The 16,912-nt window shown below is 72.4% G+C and carries 13 protein-coding genes; 8 read left to right on the top strand and 5 right to left on the bottom strand.

Annotated elements, in window-relative coordinates; all coding sequences use genetic code 11:
* Positions 1 to 11: 11 nt before the first annotated feature.
* Together AS850_RS12755 and AS850_RS12750 are read right to left on the bottom strand one after the other, a co-directional pair.
* Positions 12 to 1,040: a LacI family DNA-binding transcriptional regulator gene (locus AS850_RS12755; protein ID WP_119869464.1), complete on the bottom strand. Its 1,029-nt coding sequence runs from the start codon at positions 1,038 to 1,040 to the stop codon at positions 12 to 14.
* Positions 1,041 to 1,098: 58 nt separating this feature from the next.
* The gene (locus tag AS850_RS12750; protein ID WP_119869463.1) at positions 1,099 to 2,130 is read right to left on the bottom strand and encodes an iron-siderophore ABC transporter substrate-binding protein; all 1,032 of its coding nucleotides are present in this window, start codon (positions 2,128 to 2,130) and stop codon (positions 1,099 to 1,101) included.
* 210 nt (positions 2,131 to 2,340) lie between these two features.
* Here AS850_RS12750 and AS850_RS12745 point away from each other — a divergent pair, with 210 nt between their 5' ends.
* On the top strand, positions 2,341 to 2,748 hold the full coding sequence (locus tag AS850_RS12745; RefSeq protein ID WP_119869462.1) for a hypothetical protein: 408 nt from the start codon (positions 2,341 to 2,343) through the stop codon (positions 2,746 to 2,748).
* Between the two features lie 95 nt (positions 2,749 to 2,843).
* Entirely contained in the window at positions 2,844 to 5,858 is a 3,015-nt protein-coding gene (locus AS850_RS12740) for a glycoside hydrolase family 2 TIM barrel-domain containing protein (RefSeq protein ID WP_119870309.1), read from the top strand.
* On the opposite strand, the gene AS850_RS12735 is transcribed toward AS850_RS12740, so the two are convergent.
* A complete protein-coding gene (locus AS850_RS12735) occupies positions 5,855 to 7,975 on the bottom strand; it encodes an acyl-CoA dehydrogenase family protein (RefSeq protein WP_119869461.1) in 2,121 nt (706 codons plus the stop codon). The genes AS850_RS12740 and AS850_RS12735 overlap by 4 nt on opposite strands.
* Before the next feature lie 239 nt (positions 7,976 to 8,214).
* Here AS850_RS12735 and AS850_RS12730 point away from each other — a divergent pair, with 239 nt between their 5' ends.
* On the top strand, positions 8,215 to 8,901 hold the full coding sequence (locus tag AS850_RS12730) for a DedA family protein (RefSeq protein ID WP_173795198.1): 687 nt from the start codon (positions 8,215 to 8,217) through the stop codon (positions 8,899 to 8,901).
* Here AS850_RS12730 and AS850_RS12725 read toward each other — a convergent pair.
* Positions 8,876 to 9,265, bottom strand: coding sequence for a hypothetical protein (locus AS850_RS12725; protein WP_119869460.1), 390 nt, complete (start codon positions 9,263 to 9,265; stop codon positions 8,876 to 8,878). The two genes, AS850_RS12730 and AS850_RS12725, sit on opposite strands and share 26 nt — an antisense overlap.
* A gap of 101 nt (positions 9,266 to 9,366) precedes the next feature.
* Here AS850_RS12725 and AS850_RS12720 point away from each other — a divergent pair, with 101 nt between their 5' ends.
* The 3 genes from AS850_RS12720 (at position 9,367) to AS850_RS12710 (ending at position 13,331) form a co-directional block, all read left to right on the top strand.
* Entirely contained in the window at positions 9,367 to 11,085 is a 1,719-nt protein-coding gene (locus AS850_RS12720) for a glycoside hydrolase family 13 protein (RefSeq protein WP_119869459.1), read from the top strand.
* A 63-nt stretch (positions 11,086 to 11,148) separates the two neighbouring features.
* Positions 11,149 to 11,817: an SDR family NAD(P)-dependent oxidoreductase gene (locus tag AS850_RS12715; protein WP_119869458.1), complete on the top strand. Its 669-nt coding sequence runs from the start codon at positions 11,149 to 11,151 to the stop codon at positions 11,815 to 11,817.
* 101 nt (positions 11,818 to 11,918) lie between these two features.
* Positions 11,919 to 13,331 carry a protein kinase domain-containing protein gene (locus AS850_RS12710; RefSeq protein ID WP_119869457.1) on the top strand — a complete coding sequence of 471 codons (1,413 nt, stop codon included), beginning with the start codon at positions 11,919 to 11,921 and terminating at the stop codon, positions 13,329 to 13,331.
* 23 nt (positions 13,332 to 13,354) lie between these two features.
* Here AS850_RS12710 and AS850_RS12705 read toward each other — a convergent pair whose 3' ends face one another.
* Positions 13,355 to 14,464: a glycerate kinase gene (locus AS850_RS12705; RefSeq protein ID WP_119869456.1), complete on the bottom strand. Its 1,110-nt coding sequence runs from the start codon at positions 14,462 to 14,464 to the stop codon at positions 13,355 to 13,357.
* Positions 14,465 to 14,633: 169 nt separating this feature from the next.
* Here AS850_RS12705 and AS850_RS12700 point away from each other — a divergent pair, with 169 nt between their 5' ends.
* Both AS850_RS12700 and AS850_RS12695 read left to right on the top strand, forming a co-directional pair.
* Positions 14,634 to 15,407: a GntR family transcriptional regulator gene (locus AS850_RS12700; RefSeq protein WP_119869455.1), complete on the top strand. Its 774-nt coding sequence runs from the start codon at positions 14,634 to 14,636 to the stop codon at positions 15,405 to 15,407.
* Positions 15,404 to 16,906 (top strand): MmgE/PrpD family protein, encoded by a 1,503-nt coding sequence (locus AS850_RS12695; RefSeq protein WP_119869454.1) that lies wholly within the window; start codon positions 15,404 to 15,406, stop codon positions 16,904 to 16,906. The genes AS850_RS12700 and AS850_RS12695 overlap by 4 nt, the downstream gene beginning before the upstream one ends.
* Positions 16,907 to 16,912 lie beyond the last annotated feature (6 nt).

The following is a 16,912-nucleotide window of genomic DNA, read 5'->3' as shown; positions in this document are numbered from 1 at the left end:
GTCCCGCCCCGTCAGGGCGCGGAAGGCGGCGCGCTCGAGCGTCGAGCGGAGAGGGTCGGCACCACCTGGACGTGCTCGGCCCCGACCCGCCCGCCGAGCCGCTCCAGGAGGAGCCGCACGGACCGCGACCCCATCTCCTCGCCCGACTGGTTCACTGTGGTGAGCGAGATCGCAGGATGCGAGGCCACGGCCACGTCGTCGTACCCGACGATCGACACCTCGGCCGGGGTCAGGCCCTCGTCGATCACCGCGCGCTGCGTGCCGAGGGCGATCTCGTCGTTGCCCGCGAAGATCGCCGTCGGCCGCGCCGACGAGCGGAGGATCTCGACGGTGTCGGCGTACGCCTCGTCCTCCGAGCCGCCGGTGCGGGCCACCTGCTCCAGGTGGCCGAGGCCGGCCGAGGCCATCCGCTCCCGGTAGCGCGCGTAGCGCACCGCGTGCGGGGTGCCGGTGCGCGGATCCGTCACGACGTCGGTGCGGGTCAGGTGCATGATCCGCCGGTGGCCGAGGTCGAGCAGGTGGTCCATCACGAGATCCGTCCCCAGGGCGTCGTCGCCCGTCACGGTGTCGTACGAGACGGAGTCGTCGTGACGACCGAGCATGACGAGGGGGGTGCGGCGGCCGAAGCGCTCGAGCCAGTCGAGATCGGCCAGGGGGGAGATGGCGATCAGCCCGTCGACCTGGCGGTCGGCCAGGACCTCGAGGGCGGTGTAGTCGTGCTCCACCTCCTGCATCACCGGGGCGACGATGAGCTGGTACTTCGACGCCGCGAGGGCTTCCGCGGCACCGGCGATGATCATCGAGAAGAACGGGTTGCTCATCCCCGGCATCTCGATGCCGAGCGTGAAGCCCGCCCCTCGGAGGGACCTCGCCGTGACGTTGGGACGGTAGTCGAGCTCGTCGATGGCCCGGGTGACTCGCTCGCGCATCCCGTCGCTGACCCCGTACGCGTCGCGGATGACCTTCGACACGGCGGACCGGGAGACGCCCGCGACGCGGGCGACGTCGACGATCGTGGGCTTGCCGCCACCCGCCGTCACGCTGTCTCCTCCCGAGCCCGAGCCTCCTGCGCCTCGTCTCGGTGCCAGCGTAATCGGGTCAGTCGACCTTGGCCGCGGCCTTCTCGATCAGGGCGACGTAGCGCTCGAGGGCGTAGGGCACGCTGAGCGGCGTGATGACGGTCGATGCCATGGCCAGCTTCTGATCGACGACGGGGACGTAGGAGCCGCGTTCGACGGCCGGGATCCGCGCGAAGAGCGGCTGCGCCTCGATCTGCTTCTCGTTCGCCTCGTCGTTGAACCAGGTGAACACGACGTCGGTCTTGTCGAGGAGGTCGGCCTTCTCGAGGCCGAGGTCGGTGAACGACGTGCCGGAGGCCTTCGGGAGGGCCGCGATCGTCGGGTCCTCCGTGAGCCCGAGCCCGGTCAGGAGGTCGATCCGCGGGTCGCCCTTCTGGTAGATCGACAGCGAGCCCGGCTCGGCGGCGTAGACGTAGGAGAACGACAGCTTCGAGAACTCCGGATTGGCGGCGGCGGCGTCGGCCATCGTGGTAGTGAGGTCGGTCACGAGCGTCGCGGCCTTCGCGGATTCGCCGAGGGCCTTGCCGATGATGCCGATCTGCTCCTGCCACGGGGTGGTCCAGGCCTTGCCGGGGTAGGCGACGGTCGGCGCGAGCGCGCTGAGCGTCTTGTACTGGGCGGCCGTGATCCCGGACTGAGGCGCGATGATCACGTCGGGGTCGAGGGCTGCCAGCGCGCTGACGTCGATGTCGGGGTAGACGGCGAACGTCTTGGGCAGGGCGTCGCCGCGCTTCTCGATGGCCGCGGTGACCCACGGGTAGTCCTTGCTGCTGTCGCCGCCGAAGGTGACCTCCTCGATGCCGACCGGGGTCGTCCCGAGGGCCACGACCGTGTCGGCCGACCCCCAGCCGATCGTCACCACGCGCTTCGGCTTGCTCGGGATCGTGACCGAGCCGAGCGAGCTCTCGATGGTGACCGGGAAGGCGCCGTCGGACGAGCCGCTCGGTGCGGCGGCCTCGGGCGACGACGTGCTGCAGGCGGCGAGCGACACGGCCAGGCCGGCGGCGACGGCCAGCGCCGTGAGACGGCGGAACAGGGGGCGAGTGGGCATGGCGGGCCTTCCGGGTGATGACGGCGGTGGTCTCGTGCGTGGTGCTTAGGTAAGCCTACCCTAACCCGTCGCGGAGGAAGTCCCAGGAGCGGCGGCGGCCCCGAACGGGTGGCCCCAGAAGGTGGAGGCGCGGGAGGCGGGTCGCCGTCCCTACGCTGAATCAGGCGCACGAACGCGTCGTGCCCGTGCATCGAACCGGAGGCCGCCCCCGTGATCCGCTCCCCACGCCTCGTCCCCGGAGTCCCGGCCTACGCCTGGGCCCTGGCCACCGTGCTCGCAGCGGCCCTCACGCTCGTCGGGCTCGTGGCCCTCGTCGGCGTCCTCTTCGCCGTCGCCGCGCGCAGCCTCGTCTCCTTCGACGCGGCCACCGGTCCGGCGCTCGTCCTCGCGGTCGGCATCGCGACCCTGCCCCTGTGCCAGGTCGCCCTGCCCCGCGTGATCCAGCGCGAGAAAGAGGCCGGCTACACCACCGTGCCCTTCCTCTCGGGCGATCTCGAGCTGCGCGACCCGCACGACGGCCGGGTGCTCCTGCCCGCCGGAGCCGAGGTCCCGTCGCGCCTCTACCGCGTGAGCCTCCGTCCCGCACGGCAGCTGGCCGGAGTCCGCGCGGCCGCCTGACCCGAGTCGCAGCGGGCCTCGGCTAGGTTCGCACATCCCCGTCTTTTCGGGTACGTTCACGTTCACGACCAGTGCCGCGAACGAAGGACTCCGTCATGCCCAGCACCACCCCTGCGCCCTCCGCGGCCGACCGACCCGCCACCGTCCACCCCCTCGACGACCTCCGGCCGGCACCGGGCGCGCTCCCCGCGGCCGCCGCCCTCCCGCGCGAGGACACCGTCGATCTCTCCGGCACCTGGCGCTTCCGGCTCTGGTCGCGACCGGGCGACGTCCCGCAGGATCTGGTCGCCCGCGTCTCCGAGGCGGCGCCCGCAGGCGACGGCGCCGGGTGGCCCGATCGCGCCGGCGACTGGTCCGACATCGTCGTCCCCGGCAACTGGCCGCTCCAGGGCCACACCCTCGGCGGCGACTCGGCGCCCGCCTACACGAACGTCCAGTACCCGTTCCCCATCGACGTGCCCGCGACCCCCGACCTCAACCCGACGGCCGTGCACGTGCTCCGCTTCGACGTCGGCCGGGACATCCCGCGCGCCCGCCTCCGCTTCGACGGCGTCGACGCCGCGGGAACGGTGTGGCTGAACGGCGTGCACCTCGGCGGGACGCGGGGCAGTCGCCTCGCGACGGTGTTCGACGTGGACGGCCTCGTGCTCCCGGGCGAGAACGTCCTCGTGGTGCAGGTGAGCCGGTGGGCCGCCTCCAGCTACCTCGAGGATCAGGACATGTGGTGGCTGCCGGGGATCTTTCGGCGCGTGACCCTCGAGGTCCGGCCCGAGCGGGCCGTGGAGGACGTGTTCGTGCGGGCCGATTTCGACGCGGAGTCGGGGGCGGGCATCCTGCGCGTCGACGCGGTCGCCGACGGGCCCGTCCTCGTCGACGTGCCCGAGCTGGGCATCACGGGCCTCGCCGCGGACGAGACCGTCACCGTCGCGTCCGTCGAGCCGTGGACGGGCGAGACGCCGCGCCTCTACGACGCCGTGGTGCGCGTGGCCCCCGGTGCCGACGGCGTCGACGACGGTGAGCGCGTCGCGCTGCGCATCGGGTTCCGGCGCGTCGAGATCGCGGGCGGCCGGCTCCTGCTCAACGGCCGTCCGCTCGTCTTCCACGGCGTGAACCGGCACGAGCACCACCCCGACCTCGGCCGCGCGGTGCCGCTCGAGACCGCGCGGGACGAGCTCCTGCTGATGAAGCGCCACAACATCGACGCCGTCCGCACCTCGCACTACCCGCCCGACCCGCGCGTCCTCGACCTCGCGGACGAGCTCGGCCTGGTGATCGTGCTCGAGTGCGACCTCGAGACGCACGGGTTCCACCTGACCGACTGGGTCGGGAACCCCTCCGACGACCCGCGCTGGGAGGAGGCGTACGTCGACCGTGTCCGCCGCACCGTCGAGCGCGACAAGAACCACGCCTCCGTCGTGATGTGGTCGCTCGGCAACGAGGCCGGATACGGGCGGAACTTCCGGAGCATGGCCGCCTGGGTGCACGAGCGCGACGCCTCGCGCCCCGTGCACTACGAGGGCGACCACGAGCTCGACTCCGTGGACGTGTGGTCGGCCATGTACACGCACCCGGACGACGTCCTCGCGATCGGGCGCCGCGAGGAGCCGCCGCTCGACGATCCCGAGCTCGACGCCCGTCGACGCGCCGCCCCGTTCATGCTCTGCGAGTACGCGCACGCGATGGGCGCCGGCCCCGGCGGCCTCGCCGAGTACATCGCGGCGTTCGAGTCGTCCGACCGCGTCATCGGAGGCTTCGTCTGGGAGTGGCTGGAGCACTCGCTCCGCCAGACGCTTCCCGACGGCACCGTCCGGCTCGCCTACGGCGGCGATTTCGGCGAGCGCGTGCACGACGGCGTCTTCGTGGTCGACGGTCTGGTGTCGTCCGACCGCGAACCGCGACCGGGGCTCGACGAGCTCAAGGCCGCCTACGCCCCGGTCGTCGTCACGATCGCGGACGACCTCTCGCGCGTGACGCTCCGCAACCGGCAGCACGTCCTCGACACCTCCGGTCTCGACGTCGTCTGGTCGGTGAGCGTCGACGGTGCGGTCGCAGCCTCGGGCACCCTCGAGAGCGCCGCCGTGGCCGCCGGCGAGACGGGCGACCTCGACGCCGGACCGCTCCGGGACGCCGTGCGCGCAGCGGGCGAGAAGCCCGTCGTGGCGACCGTCTCCCTCCTGCTGGCCGGCGATCGGCCGTGGGCTGCGCGCGGACACGAGGTGGCCTGGGGGCAGTGGGTCCCGGCTCCTGCCGCAGCCCGCCCCGCCGCCGAGGTCGCCCCGCGGGGCCCGAGCGCGCAGGAGGCCCGGTTCGACGACGCAGGGACCCTCACCTCCCTCGCCGACGTCGGCCTCGACGAGTTCGAGGCGACGTTCTGGCGCGCCGTCACCGACAACGACAACGGTTCCCTCTGGGAGCGCGAGGGCGACACCGAGGAGCGCACGCAGGCCCAGATGTGGCGCGACAGCGGGCTGCAGCGGCTCGAAAGCCGCGTGGTGTCGGTGGAGCGGGACGGCGACGACGTCACGGCCCTGCACCGCTGGGGTGTCCTCTCGAGCGACCGCTCGCTGGACGTCCTCACCCGCTGGCGCCCCGACGGCGACCGCCTCCGCCTCGACGTGACGGTGACGCCGCGCGGGACGTGGAAGACGCCGCTGCCGCGGATCGGCCTGCGATTCGCCCTTCCCGGCGCCCCGGCCGACGACCTCGTGACCTGGACCGGCCACGGCCCCGGCCCCTCCTACCCGGACGCACGCCTCGCCGCGAGGGCCGGCCGGTTCGAGTCGACGGTCGCCGGGCTCCAGGTCGACCATGTCAGGCCGCAGGAGAACGGTTCGCGCGGGGGCACGACGTCGCTCGCGGTCCCCGCGGGAGACGGCAGGAGCCTCGTGGTCGAGGGCGCGGACTTCGCGTTCGCCGTGCGGCCCTGGTCGGACGAGGCCCTGGACGCCGCCGCGCACGCCGACGAGCTCGTGCCCGACGGCGCCACGCACGTGACCGTCGACCTCGTGCGCCACGGTCTCGGCACGGCCGCGTGCGGTCCGGCGGTCCTGCCGGCGTACCGGCTCCTGCCGGAGCCGGTGTCCGCGACCCTCTGGTTCAGCGTGCGCTAGGCGCGCTTCTCCGGGACAGGGGCGGTGCCTCCGGCGCGCTGCTCGCGGTAGTAGGCGGCCGCCTCGTCCTGGCGGTGAGCCTCCGCGCCGGTGGCGATCGGAGCGCGGAGGTGCTCCGGCGCCAGGCCGAACGCCTCGACGAGGTCGAGGGCGTGCGGGCGGATCCGGGGCAGGAGCCGGTCGTCGATGTAGTCGGTGACGCTCTGCGCGCGCTTCGCCGAGAGGCGCCCGTTCATGAGGTACCAGGCCAGGTTCTTCTCGATCAGCGTCAGGCCGAACAGGTCGCGCAGCCAGGTCAGCACCGTTCGCGTCGGCTCGTCGTCGATCGTCGGGAGCGCCCGCGTGAACGCCTCCCACTGGAGCAGCTCGCCGTGCGCGCGGGCCGCCTCGATGAGCTCGTTCTGGTTCGCGTTGAAGAGGTCGGCCGCGGCCGCGGCGGGGAGCTTCGCGGCGGGACGGAGACGCCCGGCCACCTCCGCGACCATGCTCTCGACGCGGACCGTCAGGAGCTGGCGCTGCGACTCCTCGTCGCGCACGTGCCCGACCGAGCGGCCCGTGGAGCCGAGGTCGGTGACGTTCTGCGCGAGGCGCCGCAGGCCGGAGCGGTCGACGGACACGTGCGAGACCTGCCCGGCGACGTAGCCGGCCAGCACCCGCGCATCCGCCCCGCGGAACCGCTTCGAGTAGTCGGTGAGGAGGCGCTTGGCGACGAGCTGCAGCAGCACCGTGTTGTCGCCCTCGAACGTGGCGTAGACGTCGAGGTCGGCGCGCAGCTGCGTCAGGCGGTTCTCGGCGAGGAAGCCGACACCACCGCAGGCCTCGCGCGCCTCCTGCAGGATGTCGAGCGCGTTCCAGGTGCTCAGCGGTTTGAGGGCGGCCGCGAGGGTCTCGAGATCCTGCCGGTCGTCGTCGCTCGCGCGTTCGCCGGAGAAGACGCCGTCGAACGCCTCGAGGAGGTTCTCGTGGGCGAACGACAGGGCGTACGTGGTGGCGAGGCGGGGCAGGATCCGGCGCTGGTGACGCTGGTAGTCGAGCAGCACCATCTCGCGCTCGGGCTCCGCGGAGGCGAACTGGCGACGCTCGGAGCCGTAGGTGATCGCGATCTGCAGCGCCATCTTCGACGTGACGACGCTCGCGCCGTCGAGGGAGACGCGGCCCTGCACGAGGGTCCCGAGCATCGTGAAGAAGCGGCGTCCGGGGCTCGCGATGGGGGAGGAGTAGGTGCCGTCCGCGGCGACGTCGCCGTAGCGGTTGAGCAGGTTCGTGCGCGGCACGCGAACGCCGGAGAAGTGGAGTCGACCGTTGTCGATCCCGTTCAGGCCGCCCTTCAGGCCGTCGTCCTCGCCGCCGATGCCGTCGAGGAACCCGTCGTCGTCGCGGATCGGCACGTAGAACGCGTGCACGCCGTGGTTCACGCCCTTCGTCACCAGCTGAGCGAAGACGACGGCCGCGCGGCCGTCCTTCGCCGCGTTGCCGAGGTAGTCCTTCCACGCGGCGCGGAACGGGGTGTCGAGGACGAACTCGCCCGAAGCCTCGTCGAAGGTGGCCGTCGTGCCGATGGCCGCGACGTCGGAGCCGTGCCCCGTCTCCGTCATGGCGAAAGCGCCCGGGACGGCCAGGCTCATGATGTCGGGCAGGAAGGTGCGGTGGTGGTAATCGGTGCCGAGGTGGAGCACGGCGGCACCGAAGAGCCCCCACTGCACGCCGGCCTTGATCTGGAGCGACGGGTCGCCGATGACGAGCTCCTCGAACGACGCGATGTTGCCGCCGTGGTCGTCGTCGCCGCCGAGGGAAGCGGGGAACGCCCGGTGCACGGACTTCTTCTCGACGAGCACCCCGAGCTGACCGAAGACGCGGGCCCGGTGCTCCTGCAGCGACAGCCCGCCCTGGAAGTGCAGGGCCGGGTCGCGGAGCAGCTCGCGCGAGTGGAGCCGGGCCTCGGCCCAGCGACCGAGGAGGAGGGTGCCGAGGGCCTCCACGTCGATCCGGCCGGAACCGCCCGGCGCGGACGGCGAGGCGGGCGCGTCGCGGGTCGCCGAGGTCGCGGGCGCGGTGGCTGCGCTCGCCGCCGCGGAGGCGCGGGCGTTCTGGCGGGGTCGGTCGTCGAGGCGTGTCATCGTCGCTGATTCTCTCCACTCGAAGGGGTGTCGACGGCCACGGTAGATCCGCTCGGCACGCATCCGAAACCGCTCGTGGATCGGCCACGACGAATCGGCACGGGCCGGCCCCTCCCGTTGTCGGAATCGTGCAACCGCTGAGAACGGCCTGAACATCGGAGCGCAGGATGCCCTTCTTGGCGTCCTCTGGGAGAGCGCGGAGTTCACTCGATCCACCGACCACCACTCTCAGGAAGACCATGACGACTCTCGCCGCCGCTTTCTCGATCAGCAGCCTGCTGGATCCCTCCACCCTCCTCACCGGCGCCGGCCCGTGGGTGCTCGGGGTGATCGCGCTCTTCGTCTTCATCGAGTCGGGCGTGCTGTTCCCGTTCCTCCCGGGCGACAGCCTCCTCTTCACGGCGGCGCTCCTCGCGGGGCGCCTCGGCCTCCCGATCTGGCTGATCATCGTCGTCGCCGCGGCCGCCGCGATCGCCGGCGACCAGGTGGGCTACTTCCTCGGGAACCGCTTCGGCCGACGGCTCTTCCGCGACGACGCGCGCGTGCTCAAGACCAAGCACCTCGACCGCGCCGACGCGTTCTTCGTCCGCTACGGGCCGCGCGCCCTCGTCCTGGCGCGCTTCGTGCCCGTCGTGCGCACCTACGTCCCGCCGATCGTCGGCATGTCGAAGCTGCCCTACCGGAAGTTCCTCGTCTGGAACGTCATCGGTGCGGTCGCCTGGGTCCTCGTCGCGGTGCTGGCCGGCTACTTCCTCGGCGGCATCCCGTTCGTCGCCAACCACGTCGACATCATCGCGATCGCGATCGTCGTGGTGTCGCTCGTCCCGATCGTCGTCGAGGTCCTGGTGTCGCGCCGTCGCGAGGCGGCGAGCCCGGACGGGGACGCCTCCGGCACGGACGTCAGCGAGTCGGCTCGCCGCTCCTGAGCCGCTCCACGAGCGCGGCCTTCGACAGACGGGTGTAGCCGGTCAGGCGGCGCGACTTCGCGATGGCCCGGAGCTGGATCGTCGTCAGCTCGCCCAGATCGACCTCGGTCGTCGACCCGGAGTCGGAGGTCACCTCGGTCGTGATCGCGTGCGGGAGCGGGGGCGTGTAGAGGGCGTCGGGGCGCTTCCGGGTCGTGGCCTTCGTCTTGGCGGACGTCTTCTCGAGCTCCTTCCCGAGAGCCTTCGCCTTCGTTCGCGCCTTGCGGTCGACCTTCTTTGCGGCCTTCCGAGCCTCCTCGACGGCCTCCTTCGCCTTCTTGTAGGCCTTGTCGGCGTTCTTCTCGAGATTCTTCTGACTGGGCACGGGGTGCCTTCCTGTCGGCGGGCTGGGTGGCAACACCGTGGCACCGCCACCTGGGGAATCCGTGATTCGTGGATGTCGGCGGGTCGTGGAAGGCTCTGTCCGTGACCGACGCAGACACGAACCCCGTCCCCGACGCCCCCGCCTGGTGGACCACCGCGGTCGTCTACCAGGTGTACCCGCGCAGTTTCGCCGACTCGAACGGCGACGGCGTGGGCGACCTCGGCGGCATCCGACAGAAGATCGACCACTTCGTCGACCTCGGCGTCGACGTCGTCTGGCTGTCGCCGATCTACCGCTCGCCCCAGGCCGACAACGGCTACGACATCAGCGACTACCGCGCCATCGACCCGCTGTTCGGCACGCTCGACGAGTTCGACGCGCTGCTGGCCGAGCTCCACGAGCGCGGCATCAAGCTGGTCATGGATCTCGTCGTCAACCACACGAGCGACGAGCACGCCTGGTTCGTCGAGGCGTCGTCGTCGCCCGCCAGCCCGAAGCGCGACTGGTACGTCTGGCGCGACGGCGTCGACCGCGGGCCCGGCGCTCCGGGCGAGCCCAACCTCTGGCGGAGCGCCTTCTCCGGTCCCGCCTGGAGTCGCACCCCCTCGTCCGACGAGTACTACCTCCACCTGTTCGCGGCCAAACAGCCCGACCTCAACTGGGAGAACCCGGAGGTCCGCGACGCCGTCTTCGAGATGATGACCTGGTGGCTCGACCGCGGCGTCGACGGGTTCCGGATGGACGTCATCAACTTCATCGCCAAGGTCCAGGGCGACCTCCGCGGCGACAGCGAGGCGTTCACGACGGGGCCGCAGATCCACGACCACCTGCGCGAGATGCACGAGCGCGTGTTCGCGGGGAGAGACGCCGAGCTGATCACGGTGGGCGAGATGCCCGGTGTCACCGTCGACGACGCCCGGCTGTTCACCGATCGCGCGCGGCGCGAGCTCGACATGGTGTTCCAGTTCGAGCACGTCGACCTCGACCACGGTCCCGCGTCCAAGTTCGACAACACCGCGCTCGACCTGCGCGACCTCAAGCGGTCGCTCGCGCGGTGGCAGGAGGGGCTGGCCGACGCCGGCTGGAACAGCCTCTACCTGGCCAACCACGACCAGCCGCGGTCCGTGTCGCGCTTCGGCGACGACGCCGGCTTCCGCGTGGAGTCGGCCAAGCTCTGGGCGACGCTCCTGCACCTCCACCGCGGCACGCCCTACGTCTACCAGGGCGACGAGATCGGCATGACGAACGCGGGGTTCACGTCGATCGACCAGTACCGCGACATCGAGTCGATCAACTGGTTCGCCGAGCAGCGCGCCCTCGGTCGCCCGGAGGCCGAGCTGCTCGAGGCCCTCCGTATCCGGTCGCGCGACAACGCGCGGACGCCCGTGCAGTGGACCGCAGGAGCCTCGGCCGGCTTCACGACCGGCACGCCGTGGATCGCCGTCACGCCCAACCACGACACGATCAACGTCGACGCCGCCCGGTCGGAGCCCGGCTCGATCCTCCAGCACTACCGGGCACTGATCGCCCTGCGGCACTCCTCGGAGGTCGTGGCGCTCGGGCGGTTCGAGATGCTGGAGCCCGAGCATCCTGCGCTCTACGCGTTCACGCGCACGCTCGGCGACGACCGGATCCTCGTCGTCGGCAACGTCTCCGGCGACAGGCTCGACGTGCCGCTGCTCGAAGACGCGCCGTGGGCCTCGGGGGAGCTGCTCATCGGCACGCACCCCGGCGCCGTCGGCTCCCGCCTGGCGCCCTGGGAAGCCCGCGTCGTCGCGGCATCGGCCCCGCAGGCGGTGTCGGGCGACCGCCGAAGCTGAGCGCGACCGGAGCGTGCGCGGCATGCTGGGGGGCATCCCCGTTCCCGAAATCAGGAGACACCCATGACATCCATTGCCATCGTCGGCGCCGGACACGGACTCGGCAAGGCGGTCGCCCGCCGCTTCGGCCGGGAGGGCTTCAGCGTCGGCCTCCTCAGCCGCCGCCAGGAGAGCGTCGACGCGCTCGCCGAGGAGCTGCGCGCCGAGGGCATCGACGCCCGCGGCTTCCAGGCCGACGTGCGCGACCCCGCCTCGCTCGCCGGGGCCCTCGAGCAGGTCGCCGAGACCCTCGGCCAGGTCGAGGTGCTGCAGTACAGCCCGCTGCCGCAGAAGGACTTCATGCGGCCCGTCCTCGAGACGACCGTCGCCGACCTCGTCGGCCCGATCGAGTTCTCCGTCTACGGCCCGGTCGCGGCCGTGCACCAGGTGCTCCAGGGCATGCGCTTCATCCCCGGCGGCGGCAAGCCGTCGATCCTGTTCGTGAACGGCGGATCCTCGATCACCCCGGGCGTGAAGCTGACCGGCACCTCGATCGCGTTCGCCGGCGAGACCGCCTACGCGCAGCTCCTGCACGAGGCCCTCGCCGACGAGGGGATCCACGTCGCGCAGCTCGTCATCCGCGGTGGGATCAACGCCGACGACCCCGAGAAGTCGCCCGAGACGATGGCGGAGCACCTCTGGGATCTGCACTCGAAGCGCGACCGCTTCCGTCACATCGTCGAGAAGGAGTAGTCGTTCCGGCCCTCCACTATCCGCAAAGCGCTCTCTTCGCGCTCTCGAATAACCGATCAGGGTCCTGACCGGCATAATCCAGAGGAAGAGAGAGGTTGGCCGTGTCCACACAGCACGACGCGGGCGACCGGATCCTGGGGGGCCGCTACCGGCTGGTCGACGTGATCGGCCGGGGTGGCATGGCCGTGGTCTGGCGCGCGCACGACGAGTCGCTCAACCGCGCCGTCGCGATCAAGATCTTCCACGCCGGAGCCGTCGATCCCGCCCGCCAGGAGGCGGAGCTCGGCGTGCTGGCGAGTCTCGACCACCACGCTCTCGTGAACCTGTTCGACGCGGGCGTCGACGAGGGCCCCCGCGGGCTCGACCGCTACCTCGTCATGGCGCTCGTGACCGGCCAGAACCTCGACGACCGGCTGCGCTCCGCACCGATCGCGCCGCGTCACATCGCCGAGATCGGCTACGACATGGCCGAGGCGCTCGACTACATCCACGCGCACGGTGTCGTCCACCGCGACATCAAGCCGTCCAACATCCTGCTCGTCGACTACGGCTCCCGGGCCCCTCGGGCGCGCGCCAAGCTGACCGACTTCGGGATCGCCCTGGCGGAGGATGTCGAACGACTCACCGCCGAGGGCGTCACCACCGGCACGGCCGCCTACCTCAGCCCCGAGCAGGCCCGCGGTGCCGAGGTCGGGCCCGCGAGCGACGTCTACTCGCTCGGACTCGTGCTCCTGCAGTGCTTCACCCGCCGACGGGAGTTCCCGGGTTCGCTCGTGGAGTCCGCCGTGGCCCGGCTCTCGCGCGATCCCGCCGTCCCCGAGGCGCTGGCGCCGCACTGGGTCGACCTGCTGCGGGCCATGACGGCGCAGGAGCCCCGGGACCGTCCCGGCCGCGCCGAACTCGTCGCCCTGCTCCGCCACATCGTCATCGCGGAGAGCAGCCGCCACCGCGACGCCGTCTTCACGCTGGAGGGCGAGGATCGCCGCCTCCCCGAGGACGCCGACGTCCTCGACACCCTTCCCGGCCAGGCCCTGAAGCACGCGACCGCGATGGCAGCGCGCCTCTTCTCGGCGCCCATCGCCGTCGTCAGCATCGCCGACCGTGATCGCCCCTGGTTCCAGGCTCACTACGACGAGTCCGTGTCGGCCGAGGTCCGGGCGGTCGATCTCTCCCGAGCCATCGTGAGGCAGCCGGGGACGGTGGTCCTCGAGGACGCCCTCGCCGACCCGCGCGCCGTCGACAGCTGGTTCGTCACCGGTCCGCTCGGCGTGCGCTTCTACGTGGGGATCCCCCTGACGAGACGCGACGGGGAGCTCATCGGCACCCTGTCCGTCCTCGACGTCCGGCCGGGCACGGCGACGCGCCAGCAGCTCGAGAACCTCCGCGACCTCGGAGCGCTCGTAATCTCCCAGCTCGAACTCCGCCAGGAGAGCCGCCGCCGGAGCGAGTCGAGCGGGTCCATCCCCGTGCACCATGCGCTGGCCGAGACGGAACCGTTCGACGCGTCCCTCTGAGGCGGCGGGCGGCGCTGTCGGTGCTAGCCCTTCGTCGCGGTGGCCGCGAGGTCGCGACCGACCCGCTCGAGCAGACGGCGGCTGAGCGCAGGATCCCGCGCGGGGTCGTCGGTCGTGAGGCCCGCGATCGCCGTCACCCCCGCGAGGCCCAGGGCCGCCGCCTCTCGGGCGGCCACGGTGGAGCGCCCGACGACCGCGACGACGGGCGTGCGGCCGGCCCGCCGCGCGACGACCTGGACGAGCTTGCCGGAGGCGGTCTGCGCATCCAGCGAGCCCTCGCCTGTCACGACGACGTCGGCGTCCGCTGCGCGACCGTCGAAGCCGACGAGATCCAGGACGAAGTCGGCGCCCGAGACGATCGTCGCCCCGAGGAGGAGCGCCGCGAAGCCAGTGCCCCCCGCCGCGCCGGCGCCCGGGGTCGCCGCGGCGTCGGGAGCCGCGAGGAGGCCGCCCGCGACGCAGGCGTCGACGAGGGCCGCGAGAGCGGCGTCGAGACGTTCGACGTCGTGCGGCAGGAGACCCTTCTGAGGTCCGAAGACGTGCGCCGCCCCCGTGAACCCGGTAAGGACGCTGTCCACGTCGGTCGCCGCGACGAGCTCGAGGCCGTCGAGGTCGATCATCCCGGAGGCGTCGACGCGCCGGATGCTCGGCACGGTCTCTCCGGACGGCTCGAGCTCCGCGCCTCGCGCGTCGAGGAACCGCACCCCCAGGGCCGCCAGGAACCCGGTGCCGCCGTCGGTGCTCGCGCTGCCGCCGAGCGCGAGGACGATGCGGCGCGCGCCGGCGGCCCGGGCGGCGAGGAACGCCTCGCCGAGGCCGCGGGTCGAGGACGACAGCGGGCGCAGGTCGCCCCCGAGCGCCGCGAGGCCGCAGGCGTCGGCGAGTTCGACGACGGCCGTGTCGCCCCTGAGCGCGAAGGTGGTCGCGTGCAGGTCGCCCCGGGCATCCTGCGCGCGGGCGGAGCCGGGGGAGAAGCCGGCCGCGAGCAGGGCGTCGACCGTGCCCTCTCCGCCGTCGGCCAGCGGCAGGAGCACGACGTCGTGCTCGGAGCCGATGCCGCGGCCGATCGACTCCGCCACCTCGCGGGCGGTCAGGCTTCCCTTGAACGAGTCGGGGGCGATGAGGAACCTCATGGCACGACGGTAGTGCGTGTCGGTGGCGGGGTATACATTGGGGCCTGAATCGGCGGCCGATCCTGCGGAATCGGTCGGCTGTGTATACGGACGGCTGTTCGGACGGACGGTTGCTCAGACGAACGGCTGTCTGAGCGGACGGCCGTGTGGGCGGACGGCTGTGTGACTGATGGCGTCCGAAGACGGGATCGAGGAGGCGGGCATGGCGAAGGCGGGAGACATCGCGTACGCCACGCTGCGCCGCGACATCCTCGACTGGACCCTGGCTCCCGGCGCCCTGCTGGCCGAGGTCGATCTCTCCGCCCGCCTCGGGCTGTCCCGCACTCCGGTCCGGGAGGCGCTCGCGCGACTCGTCGCCGACGGGCTGGCGGAGCCGGTCGGAGGGCGCGGCCTCGTCGTCGCGCCGCTCTCGCGGGCCGACGTCCTCGGTCTCTTCGAGCTGCGCGAACCGCTCGAGCGGCAGGCCGCGGCCCTCGCCGCCGAGCGACGGACACCGGCCGTGTTCGCCCGGCTCGCCGACGAGCTGCGCGACGTCTCCTCGTTGCTCGGGGAGGCGGATCCTGCGCAGACCGCCTACTACGAGCTCGTCGCCCGCTTCGACGCGGCCGTCGACGAGGCGGCGGGCAACGCGTTCCTCTCGGCGGCGCTCCAGAACGTCCGCCTGCGGGTCTCGCGCATCCGACGCCACTCGCACGACCGGCCGGCGCGGCTGCTCGAAGCCGCCCGCGAGCACCTCCTCGTCGTCGAGGCCATCCTCGACGGCGACGCGCGACTCGCGGCCGACGCCACGCGCGTCCACCTCCGCAGGAGCCTCCACTCCCTCCTCCGGGGGATCGACGACACCGCCGCGCCCACCGCGGCCGTCCTCCAGCCCGCTCCTCCCTCGCCGGTCCCCCCGGCCTCGAACCCGGCGGTCACCGCCGGAGAACGGACACCCCGATGAAGCTCCACGACGTCCGCGTCCACCGCAGCGACGAGAACCTCCCGCGGGAGGGCCAACTCGCCTGGTCGCTCGCCCGCGTCGCGAGCGAGGCGCCGGAGCCGACGGCGGAGGTCACCGACATGGTGATCAACCGCGTCATCGACAACGCGGCCGTGGCCACGGCGTCGCTGTCGCGAGCACCCGTCGTCGCGGCTCGGGGCCAGGCCGAGGCCCACCCCGTCGCAGGAGCCGGCGGGTCGACCGTCACGGGCATCCCCGGCCGCTTCGGGGTCGAGTGGGCCGCCTGGGCCAACGGGGTCGCCGTCCGGGAGCTCGACTACCACGACACCTTCCTCGCGGCGGAGTACTCCCACCCCGGCGACAACATCCCGCCGATCCTCGCCGTCGCCCAGCACACCGGGCGCACCGGCGCCGAGCTCCTCCGCGGCATCGTGACGGGGTACGAGATCCAGATCGATCTCGTCAAGGCGATCAGCCTCCACGAGCACAAGATCGACCATGTGGCGCACCTCGGCCCGAGCGCCGCGGCGGGCATCGGCACGCTCCTCGGGCTCGACCAGGCCACGATCTTCCAGGCGATCGGCCAGGCCCTCCACACGACGACGGCGACCCGGCAGTCGCGGAAGGGCGAGATCTCCTCCTGGAAGGCGTACGCGCCCGCGTTCGCCGGCAAGATGGCGGTCGAGGCCGTCGACCGGGCCCTCCGCGGCCAGACCAGCCCCACCCCGATCTACGAGGGCGAGGACGGCGTCATCGCCTGGCTGCTCGGCGGCGCCGACGCGCGCTACAGCGTGCCGCTGCCCGAGGCGGGGGAGCCGCTGACGGCGATCCTCGACAGCTACACGAAGGAGCACTCCGCGGAGTACCAGGCGCAGGCGTGGATCGACCTGGCCCGGCGACTCGGCCACGAGCATCCTGCGCTCCGCGACCCCGCCGCCGTCGAGCGGGTCGTGCTGCACACCAGCCACCACACGCACTACGTGATCGGCTCGGGGGCGAATGACCCGCAGAAGTACGATCCGACAGCCAGCCGCGAGACGCTCGACCACTCCATCCCGTATATCTTCGCGGTGGCCCTGCAGGACGGCGAGTGGGATCACGAGCGGTCCTACGCGCCCGAGCGGGCATCCCGTCCCGACACCGTGGCCCTCTGGAACCGGGTGACGACGGCGGAGGACGCCGAATGGACGAGGCGCTACCACTCGCTCGACCCCGCCGAGAAGGCCTTCGGCGGCCGGGTCGAGATCGACCTCGCCGACGGGACCCGCATCGTCGACGAGATCGCCGTCGCCGACGCGCACCCGCTCGGCGCCCGACCGTTCGCCCGCGACCACTACGTCGCGAAGTTCCGCGGCCTCGCCGAGGGCGTCCTCGCCCCCGACGAGATCGAGCGCTTCCTCGAGACCGCCCAGCGGCTCCCCGAGCTCACGGCCGACGAGCTCGCAGGCCTCACCGTCATCGCCCCTGACGTCGTCCTGGCGCCGGCCGGGCTCTTCTAGGAGGCA

Origin of the sequence: Frondihabitans sp. 762G35 (assembly GCF_002074055.1) — a bacterium.
Classification (GTDB): domain Bacteria; phylum Actinomycetota; class Actinomycetes; order Actinomycetales; family Microbacteriaceae; genus Frondihabitans.
Note: the sequence above shows the minus strand (reverse complement) of the source record. Positions and strands in the feature narration are given on the sequence as shown.

Bases quoted from the DNA above. Each gene is read 5' to 3' on its own strand.
- AS850_RS12750 (WP_119869463.1), bottom strand. From the start codon at position 2,130: ATGCCCACTCGCCCCCTGTTCCGCCGTCTCACGGCGCTGGCCGTCGCC.
- AS850_RS12740 (WP_119870309.1), top strand. From the start codon at position 2,844: ATGCCCAGCACCACCCCTGCGCCCTCCGCGGCCGACCGACCCGCCACC.
- AS850_RS12735 (WP_119869461.1), bottom strand. From the start codon at position 7,975: ATGACACGCCTCGACGACCGACCCCGCCAGAACGCCCGCGCCTCCGCG.
- AS850_RS12730 (WP_173795198.1), top strand. From the start codon at position 8,215: ATGACGACTCTCGCCGCCGCTTTCTCGATCAGCAGCCTGCTGGATCCC.
- AS850_RS12715 (WP_119869458.1), top strand. From the start codon at position 11,149: ATGACATCCATTGCCATCGTCGGCGCCGGACACGGACTCGGCAAGGCG.
- AS850_RS12705 (WP_119869456.1), bottom strand. From the start codon at position 14,464: ATGAGGTTCCTCATCGCCCCCGACTCGTTCAAGGGAAGCCTGACCGCC.
- AS850_RS12700 (WP_119869455.1), top strand. From the start codon at position 14,634: ATGGCGTCCGAAGACGGGATCGAGGAGGCGGGCATGGCGAAGGCGGGA.
- AS850_RS12695 (WP_119869454.1), top strand. From the start codon at position 15,404: ATGAAGCTCCACGACGTCCGCGTCCACCGCAGCGACGAGAACCTCCCG.